We start from the raw sequence: 8,746 nt of genomic DNA on the forward strand, positions 1-8,746 counted from the left end.
TTTATCCTTGAAGGAATGGAAGAAATGGCTATCATCTCAAAAGGACAAAAGGAAACGAAAAAGGATGTAATTTTAAGATAAAGTGAGATTAAGAGAGATACTGTCCAAAATACGGGGGTTAATCCGTGGTCATGAACCCGAACCAATTAATATACTCAACATTACAAGGGACCCCGCTTGCACATGGCTTAATGGGAGCGAAACCTGGAACTTTTTGAATCAAATAATGGTATAACGATATACTCCAACCGATTATGGCCAGCGGTAAAACAAATTTCTTTACAGATGAATCATGTTGAAACGTTCCTATCCCTAGTATGACAACTAATGGATACATCAAAATTCGTTGATACCAGCATAACTCACAAGGGATAAATCCTTTGATTTCACTAAAATACAGACTGCCGAGTGTTGCTACAATCGATACTAACCAAGCAAAGTATAGAGCGTATTGTCTTATGAATGCCATGGCCCTATTTCCCTTCTAATTCTTGCTCGATAAGACTTTTCATTTTTTCATAATCAAAAGGGTCTTCTAACATGATGTTATTTACCATAATAGTTGGAGTAAGTTGAATGTTATATTGACTAACTAACTGATTATCCGTATTTACGTTATTCATTTCAGTTTGATTTTCTAGACTGTCTTGCAACTGTTTAACATCAATTCCTGGAATCGCACTAGCTATTTCTAGAACCTTTTCATTCGTTAACCATAAATCATCATGTGACTGAGTAGTTGGTTGTTCATCAAATATGGCTTTGTGAAAAGCCCAATAGTTCTCTGGAGACTGTTTTAATACGGCTTCAGCTGCAAGGGAACCTGTTTGGGATTCTTCTCCATGAAATAAGACATTAATATAGGAAAACTTCACTTTCCCTGTATCCACATAATCATTTATCAATTGGGGAAAAACAGTTTCTCCCCACGCCTTACAAGCAGGACATTTAAAATCGCCAAATTCAACAATGGTTACAGGAGCAGATTCCTCACCCAATATAGGCTGTCCTTCAATGGGTGGTTGCTCTTCAAATACAGTAACTTCAGGATCTTGATTTGAAGATTTTGCATTATTTAATAAAACGATTGCCACGAGTAAACCGATAATGACAATCGTTAAAACAAATAAGATTTTAACTGGTGATTTTGAATTAGTTTTCATTAAAATACTCTCCTTATTGACTAAGTTTTTCTCTGTCGTTAAAAACTTGTCATTAAACTTAAATAGATTGATAACACACTAAGGAAACTCATTACAAAGGCAAAGATTGCTGGTGCCTTCTTACAAAACGAATAGATAAGTAACGTCAAAAATATGGCAGCAAGCAGCATAAATATAATGCTGAACGTGGTCAAGGAAAATTGAACTTGCCCTGCAACAGTTCCTCCATAAAAATACTGAAATAGAGCTGAGACCCCGTTTGTTTTAATGGTTGACTCTATCTCATGTGGAGGAGAACTTTGACCGAGAAAGGCTGTCGTTGAAAAAATAAAAAGCAACAATAAACTTTCTCCTCTAACCCATGGCTTTGGATTAAATTGAGGGTTTTGATTCAATCTACGCTTCATCCATATTCCATTAAAAAAGGCAAAAACAAGTAGCGGAATAATGAATAAATGTTTTATTAGCAGAGCTTGTCCATAATCTAATAGCCATGAATTTGTATAATCGCTTAAATCTACGACAAGACTCATCATATAAAATCCGCTTAATAAAGTGAGGATAAAACAGACAATAGCAAGTGGTGAATACCATTTTAAAAATACATTCCAATTTTTTGTATCTTTTGAAAACCAACTAACGATAAAGAGAACTCCAATCCAGACACTTACTGCTGTAAAGTGTGTCGTATGAAAAACAAAGCCACTCCATTCTGTTAGCGAGGCAGCGTGGCTCGCCCAGCCTACTGCTAAAATCATGCTAAATAAAAATATGAGAGCTACGACAGCGTAAGATTTTTTTTGCTGTACGGGAAAGATAGAAATTAGTAAGTAATAAAAAATGGATAATATTAAAATCAGTGTCCATGCTCTACCTACTTCAAAATTGTTGATCACATTCGTTAACGTTAGTGACAATCCAATACCTTGATAAAGGTACTCAACGATTTGAACGACAGGCATGGCGGAGAATAGAACAATTCCAAGAATAGATAGTTGTAACCAACGCTTATGAATGCTAATGGTAGGTTTTTTTTCATTAGGAATGATAGCAATAATAAATGTCCCTGCTAGGATGGCAAAAGATAAATATAACATTAGTTCACTAATCAAATAGGTAATCATTGAATCTTTCCTTTTCTAATCACGTAAAAGAACGATACAATTGCAAGGATAGCTAAAATAATAGCAATTGTAGACATCATAGCTGGAGGATTTGCTGGTTCTATTTCCACCACGACTGGATCTTCCTCCATAGATTGCTCGTCCTTATTAATGATTTGATTTGATTCTTCATTACTGTTTTTTTCTTGTTCGATTTTAACAGTGAATGAAACCTCTCCTTCGATTGGATGTCCATCTGCTCCGATTATTTTCCAATGAATTTGATACTCTCCACCTTGTAGTTCCTGTGGAAGCATTCCAGATAACATCTTATCTTCAATACTTATACCAGTCACAGCCATTCCGTTATCAGATGGATTTATTACTTGAAACTGACTTCCTTTTTCGACCTTCGTATTAAATTCCAATACGATTTCTCCAGGTGATGCGGTTAGCACTTCTCCTTCAGAGGGGGAGGAGCTTACTAAGCTTGTATGAGCGAAAGTTAAATTTGGAAATAGTAACAAACAGATAATAAGCAATAGCAATGTTTTTTTCATTTAGTCCCTCCATTCTGTTAAGACCATTGTATTATAGCAAGTAATCAAACATAATTAAACGCTCATTTGAATGTAATATTGACAATTCTGAAAACGAGGCATAGACTTTAATCAAATGATAATTTGAATGAAGGTGACGGTATGAGTCAAAAAGTAAAACAGGACGACGATACATGTGAGATTTTTTGTTATGACGAAGAAAAGGTAAAACGGATCTCATCTATTGTAAAGGCAGAGAACCTCGCTCCAGTTGCGTGTATTTTTAAGGCTTTATCAGATGAAACTAGATTGAAAATTGCTTATTCCTTATTACAAGAAGGAGAGTTATGTGTCTGTGATGTCGCGAATATTATTGGCGCAACAATGGCCACGGTCTCTCATCATTTGCGCCATCTCCGCAATTTAGGAATTGCGAAGAGTAGAAAAGAAGGAAAGCTGGTCTTTTACTCTTTAGACGATGAGCACGTTAGAATGCTTGTTCAAACAGCGGTCGTGCATGGGAAGGAGGTAGAAGAACGTGACTGAAGAAGCGAAAGGATTAGAACGGCAAAAAACGGTCTACCGTGTCCAAGGACTTACTTGAGCAGGCTGTGCCGCCACGTTCGAAAAGAACGTGAAACACCTGGATGGTGTTGTTGATGCTAAAGTAAACTTTGGGGTTTCAAAGGTGACTGTTTTCGGTGAGACAACGATAAAAGATCTAGAAAAAGCCGGAGCCTTTGAAAGTTTAAAAGTGATTCCCGAGAATGATCAAGCAGGATTTGGAGAGAAAAAAGAACCGTTTGTTTTAAAATATTTAAACGTGATTACAGCTGCTCTTTTTGTGATTTTTGGGTATGTTTCACAATCTGTTTATGGGGAAGGTCACATTTTCTCCGTTCTCTTATTTATGGCTTCGATTGTAATCGGGGGATTTTCGCTCTTTAAAGTGGGTTTTAAGAATTTATTGCGCTTGCAATTTGATATGAAAACGTTGATGACGGTTGCGGTAATTGGTGCTGCGATTATTGGAGAATGGACAGAAGGAGCGATTGTCGTTATTCTGTTTGCGATTAGTGAAGCTCTTGAACGTTTTTCTATGGATAAGGCGAGACAATCCATCCGATCGTTAATGGACATTGCTCCGAAAGAAGCGCTGATTAGAAGAGACGGTCAGGAAATGATGATTAAGGTTGACGAGATTGAAGTTGGCGATATTATGATTGTGAAACCTGGGCAAAAAATTGCGATGGATGGCGTTGTTCGAAAAGGACACTCTGCGGTGAACCAGGCGGCGATAACTGGAGAGTCCGTACCAGTTGAAAAGTCGGTAGATGATGACATTTTTGCTGGAACGTTGAATGAAGAAGGGTTACTTGAAGTAGAGGTAACAAAGCATGTAAATGATACGACGCTTGCCAAGATTATTCATCTTGTAGAGGAAGCGCAAGGGGAGCGTGCTCCGTCCCAAGCGTTTGTAGATAAATTTGCTAAATATTATACACCGGCTATTATGGTGGTAGCAGCGCTTGTCGCTATTGTTCCGCCATTATTGTTCCAAGCTAGTTGGGAGTTATGGGTGTATCAAGGTTTAGCGGTTCTAGTTGTTGGTTGCCCTTGTGCACTAGTCATCTCCACACCCGTAGCGATTGTTACAGCCATTGGAAATGCTGCGAAGAATGGGATCTTAGTTAAAGGTGGAGTTTATTTAGAAGAGGCCGGTGCTTTAAAAGCAATTGCCTTTGATAAAACAGGTACGTTAACAAAAGGTAAACCCGTTGTCACAGATTTTATTCGTTATCAGGATCAGACAGATGAAGAAGAATTATTATCTATTATTGCTGCTTTAGAGTATCGTTCTCAACATCCTCTTGCTTCTGCGATTATGAAAAAGGCAGAACAAGAGAAGATACCTTATATGGATACTGCTGTAGAGGAGTTTTCATCGATTACTGGTAAAGGAATTAAAGGGGCCGTCGATCAAACCGAGTTCTATATAGGCAGCCCTTCCTTATTTGCTGAATTGCTGAATGACGATCTACCTACTAAAGTAGAAGAGGACGTTCGAACACTCCAAAAACAAGGGAAAACCGCAATGATCGTTGGAACGAATAGTGAGGTTCTTGCCATTATTGCCGTAGCGGATGAAGTAAGAGAAACGAGTCAGGAAGTTATCAAAAAACTGCATGACTTAGGGATTAAAAAAACGATCATGCTTACAGGTGATAATAAACGAACAGCTGAAGCAATAGGTGGACATGTAGGTGTTACCGATGTTCAGGCAGAATTGATGCCTGAAGGTAAACTAGAATATATAAAACGATTACGCTCCGAGTATGGGAATGTCGCCATGGTAGGAGATGGGGTGAATGATGCTCCAGCACTAGCAGCTTCAACCGTCGGAATTGCAATGGGAGGCGCTGGTACAGATACCGCGTTAGAGACAGCGGATGTTGCGCTTATGGGTGATGACTTAACAAAGCTTCCTTATACAGTTAAGTTAAGTCGGAAAGCTTTGAATATTATTAAGCAAAACATTACCTTTTCATTAGGGATTAAATTAGTAGCTTTACTTCTAGTGGTTCCAGGTTGGCTCACTCTTTGGATTGCCATTTTGGCGGATATGGGCGCAACTTTATTAGTTACCTTTAATGGGTTAAGACTGTTAAGAGTGAAAGATAAATAATACAACTAAGAGAGTTAAGGAAGCTTCCTTAACTCTCTTTTTGAAAGGAGAAAAATCGAATGGATTATGATGTCCTGGTAATTGGTGGAGGGCAAGCAGGTTTAGCTGTTGGGTATTATCTAAAAAAAGAACAATTTCAATTTTTGATTTTAGATGAACAAGAAAGAACAGGTGATTCTTGGCGTAACCGGTATGACTCATTAGTCCTTTTTACACCAAGGTCGTATGGTGCTTTACCAGGCCTTGCATTAAATGGTGATCCAAACGGGTTTCCTACAAAAGACGAAATAGCTGATTATTTGCAAAACTATGCAGAATAGAATAAATCAACAGAAAAAGGGTTCCAATCATTTTGTTTTTATGAGATTGGAACCCTTTTTTATTATTTTTGGCTAGTTATGTCCCAGCCTCTTAACATATTGGAGGAAATCTTTTAATTGTCCATTCTTATATAATTCAATGTGAAGGTGAACACCTGTTGAATTACCCGTTTCACCCATTACGCCAATTTGTGTTCCTTTTGAGACCGTTTGACCTGTTTGCACGGAAAGGGACTTCATATGAGAATAGGTTGTTTTATATCCATTGTTATGTGTAATCTCGACCTTATTTCCATAGCCTCCTGACCAACCTGCAAAAGTAACCGTCCCATTGTCAGCAGCTAAAATATCGAGTCTACTTGGTCTTGCAATATCTGTCCCTTGATGCATTCTTCCCCATCGTTGTCCCATTTTACTAGAAACGTAGCCCCCAACTGTCGGCCAGGCAAATTGACCCGTTCCGCGTGAAGGGATAACCTTTGTCCCTTTAATGATAATTTCTGGTATGGGTTCTTCTACAATCGTTTCATCTATTATCTCTTCTTTAACAACAGATCCATTCTTTTTTGTGAGTTGATAAAGCACATCTTTCTTTCCGTTCTTCCCTTGTTGTTTTATCTTGCTGTCACCTTTATACATCGTATCGTCTTCAACGATTTTCGTTTCGAATTCAATCTCTTCAGCTTTATTTAGTTTTTCTTTTACTATAATGTCTGTCAACGGTTGATAGTCTGTTACGATAAGTGGTTGTCCAATTTGAAGGACGTGATCATTTTTATATTCCGGGTTTAGTTTGAGCAACTCATCAATTGTCAATTGATATTTTTGGGCAATTGTACTTAGTGCATCGCCTTGTTGAATAAGATACTCTTTTTCCTGTAAACTTCCTTTAATGATATAGTTTACGGCTTCATCAACTGAAAGAATGTCGTCTGGACTAACTTGACCAGAAGTAATAGTTGGTTGTGTTGAATAAGAAACATCTAGAACCTGGCTTTTGTTGTCACTCTTTTGCTCGCTGTTGGTCAGTGCATTAAGATCTTCGCTTGACACAAACCGTAATTTCAATTGGTTTAGCGTTTCTTCTGCATCTTCTTTTTCTTTTAAATATAAAAATTGATCCTCGAATTCAAGCTTACTAGCTACCGCTTCAATCGTTACATTTTCTTTAATCCAACTTAAAATTTGCTCATCAGAAGTATCTGGAAAAAATGTGTGTTCTGGGATATATGTAATATTTTTTGAAGTGGTCAACTCTAGATCTTTGTAAGTCTTGTCTAAGTTATCAATTTTAGCTAGAATCAGATCATTTATGAGTTCTTTATTGCTTATTGTTCCGATGCGTTTATCATCAATGAGTACATGATAAATAACCGGTATGTAATCATGATTATCAGCGGCTAAAACAGATAAAGGAATGACAGTAGTAAATAAAATAATGAGATTCATCACCACTTTTAGTGATTTAAACAAAAAAGAAGAAAACACTCACAGATTCCTGGCAATAATGTTAGTGCTAACCAAACAAACCAGGAGGGTCTGAAAGTGTTTTCCGTATCACTAGAATTGCCGGAATTTAAAGTTGTTAAACAAGTATTTCATGAAGAGTTTTTCCAACTCAATGTTGTAAAAAAATCAACGGAAGAGCGTTGCCCGTATTGTGGGTTTCTTACTAATCATGTCCACGACAGACGTACACGTAAAGTACGTGACTTAAAGGTACTTGATAAGCCACTCTTTCTGTTTGTTCAAGTGAATCGTTTTCGTTGCTTCAATTGTGATGAAGTGTTCACACAGACGTTTGAGTCTATTCAACCAAATAAGCATCAAACAAATCGCTATCGAGAGTATCTCTATGAGCAGTGTCTTGGCTCAACCATCAGAATGGTGAGCGAAAAAGAAAACATTCCTTATACTACATTAGAACGCCTTTTCTATTCAATCGCCACAGAAAAGGAAATCGAGCATATAAACGAGCTCGAAGAGAACTTGCGGGACGAAGAGCTCGTCATTAGTATCGACGAAGTCGCTGTCCGAAAAGGACATCGATACGAAACGGTTTTAATGGATGCCAAGACTGGTCGGGTATTAGCGATGGAAGAGAACCGAAGCTTTGAATCCACTCAACTCCTTTTAACAAAGAACTTACTCTCTCAGTCGTGTGTAGAAACGGTTGTCGTCGATATGTGGAAGCCGTTCCATAAAGCCATCCAAACGCTATTTCCAGCTGCTTGTCTTGTCATTGATAAATACCATGTCGTTCAAAAAGTGACTCAAGCTTTAGATCAAGTTAGAAAACGGTTTCCAACACTTAAAAAAGGTAGATTTGCCTTATTAAAAGGCTACGAAAATCTAACTGAACAACAAAAGCAACAGCTAGAAGGATGGCTCGACGAACATGATGAATTGGCCTTGGCTTACTACTTAAAAGAATCATTCCGTGACTTCTACCAAGCCAGTGACTATGACACAGCTGAAGAACTATTAGATAACTGGATCAATGAAGCAAAAGCAAGCCCATTTAGAGCTTATCAAGAGGTTGCCAGAACACTGGAGAAGTGGAAAGCATCTATCCTTCAGTACTTTCTCACTCCGTACACTAATGGTCGAATTGAAGGAACAAACCATAAAATTAAAAACATCAAAAGGCGAGCATATGGCTTTCGAAATATCCAACGATTTCGCTTACGTGTATTTTTGGAGTGTACGGGAAAAACTAATGAAAAACAGGCAGCTTAACAGCTTACAAATTCCTTCATCAGCTAGCCAAAGGGTAGTTGGTAGGTTGAAACCCGTCAAGGAACCCACTTGACCGCTTTCAACCTACCAACTGAATGGTGCCTAAGCAGATGAAGGAGTTCGACTAGATTAGTATCTAATCTCGCTAACTTTATTTCTGGAATTGTGCGTGTACCACAGAAAGTGGTGAAGAGAC

8 protein-coding genes and 1 pseudogene are annotated in these 8,746 nt (G+C 38.0%); 4 read left to right on the top strand and 5 right to left on the bottom strand.

Annotated features, from left to right (window positions below):
• Window positions 1-118 precede the first annotated feature (118 nt).
• From E2L07_RS19465 to E2L07_RS19480, 4 genes are read right to left on the bottom strand one after another with little or no spacing between them, the layout of a single operon-like run.
• Entirely contained in the window at window positions 119-469 is a 351-nt protein-coding gene (locus tag E2L07_RS19465; protein ID WP_134230415.1) for a disulfide oxidoreductase, read from the bottom strand.
• A gap of 4 nt (window positions 470-473) precedes the next feature.
• Window positions 474-1,163 (bottom strand): DsbA family protein, encoded by a 690-nt coding sequence (locus E2L07_RS19470; RefSeq protein ID WP_134230416.1) that lies wholly within the window; start codon window positions 1,161-1,163, stop codon window positions 474-476.
• 38 nt (window positions 1,164-1,201) lie between these two features.
• Window positions 1,202-2,287 carry a copper resistance D family protein gene (locus tag E2L07_RS19475; RefSeq protein ID WP_134230417.1) on the bottom strand — a complete coding sequence of 362 codons (1,086 nt, stop codon included), beginning with the start codon at window positions 2,285-2,287 and terminating at the stop codon, window positions 1,202-1,204.
• Window positions 2,284-2,826 (bottom strand): copper resistance CopC family protein, encoded by a 543-nt coding sequence (locus E2L07_RS19480; RefSeq protein WP_134230418.1) that lies wholly within the window; start codon window positions 2,824-2,826, stop codon window positions 2,284-2,286. The genes E2L07_RS19475 and E2L07_RS19480 overlap by 4 nt, the downstream gene beginning before the upstream one ends.
• A 141-nt stretch (window positions 2,827-2,967) precedes the next feature.
• Here E2L07_RS19480 and E2L07_RS19485 point away from each other — a divergent pair, with 141 nt between their 5' ends.
• The 3 genes and pseudogenes from E2L07_RS19485 to E2L07_RS19495 all read left to right on the top strand — a co-directional run.
• The gene (locus E2L07_RS19485; protein WP_134230419.1) at window positions 2,968-3,351 is read left to right on the top strand and encodes an ArsR/SmtB family transcription factor; all 384 of its coding nucleotides are present in this window, start codon (window positions 2,968-2,970) and stop codon (window positions 3,349-3,351) included.
• Window positions 3,344-5,491: a heavy metal translocating P-type ATPase gene (locus E2L07_RS19490; RefSeq protein WP_134230420.1), complete on the top strand. Its 2,148-nt coding sequence runs from the start codon at window positions 3,344-3,346 to the stop codon at window positions 5,489-5,491. Before E2L07_RS19485 ends, E2L07_RS19490 begins: the two co-directional genes overlap by 8 nt.
• Window positions 5,492-5,550: 59 nt before the next feature.
• Window positions 5,551-5,808 (top strand): annotated as a pseudogene (locus E2L07_RS19495) (NAD(P)-binding protein); the annotation flags it as partial.
• Between the two features lie 75 nt (window positions 5,809-5,883).
• On the opposite strand, the gene E2L07_RS19500 reads toward E2L07_RS19495, so the two are convergent.
• Window positions 5,884-7,299 carry a M23 family metallopeptidase gene (locus E2L07_RS19500; RefSeq protein WP_134230422.1) on the bottom strand — a complete coding sequence of 472 codons (1,416 nt, stop codon included), beginning with the start codon at window positions 7,297-7,299 and terminating at the stop codon, window positions 5,884-5,886.
• Window positions 7,300-7,356: 57 nt separating this feature from the next.
• On the opposite strand from E2L07_RS19500, the gene E2L07_RS19505 reads away from it, so the two are divergent.
• On the top strand, window positions 7,357-8,550 hold the full coding sequence (locus E2L07_RS19505) for an ISL3 family transposase (protein WP_134230423.1): 1,194 nt from the start codon (window positions 7,357-7,359) through the stop codon (window positions 8,548-8,550).
• The last annotated feature ends 196 nt before the right edge of the window (window positions 8,551-8,746 follow it).

Source organism: Halalkalibacterium halodurans (assembly GCF_004376175.1).
Taxonomy (GTDB): domain Bacteria; phylum Bacillota; class Bacilli; order Bacillales; family Bacillaceae_D; genus Halalkalibacterium; species Halalkalibacterium halodurans.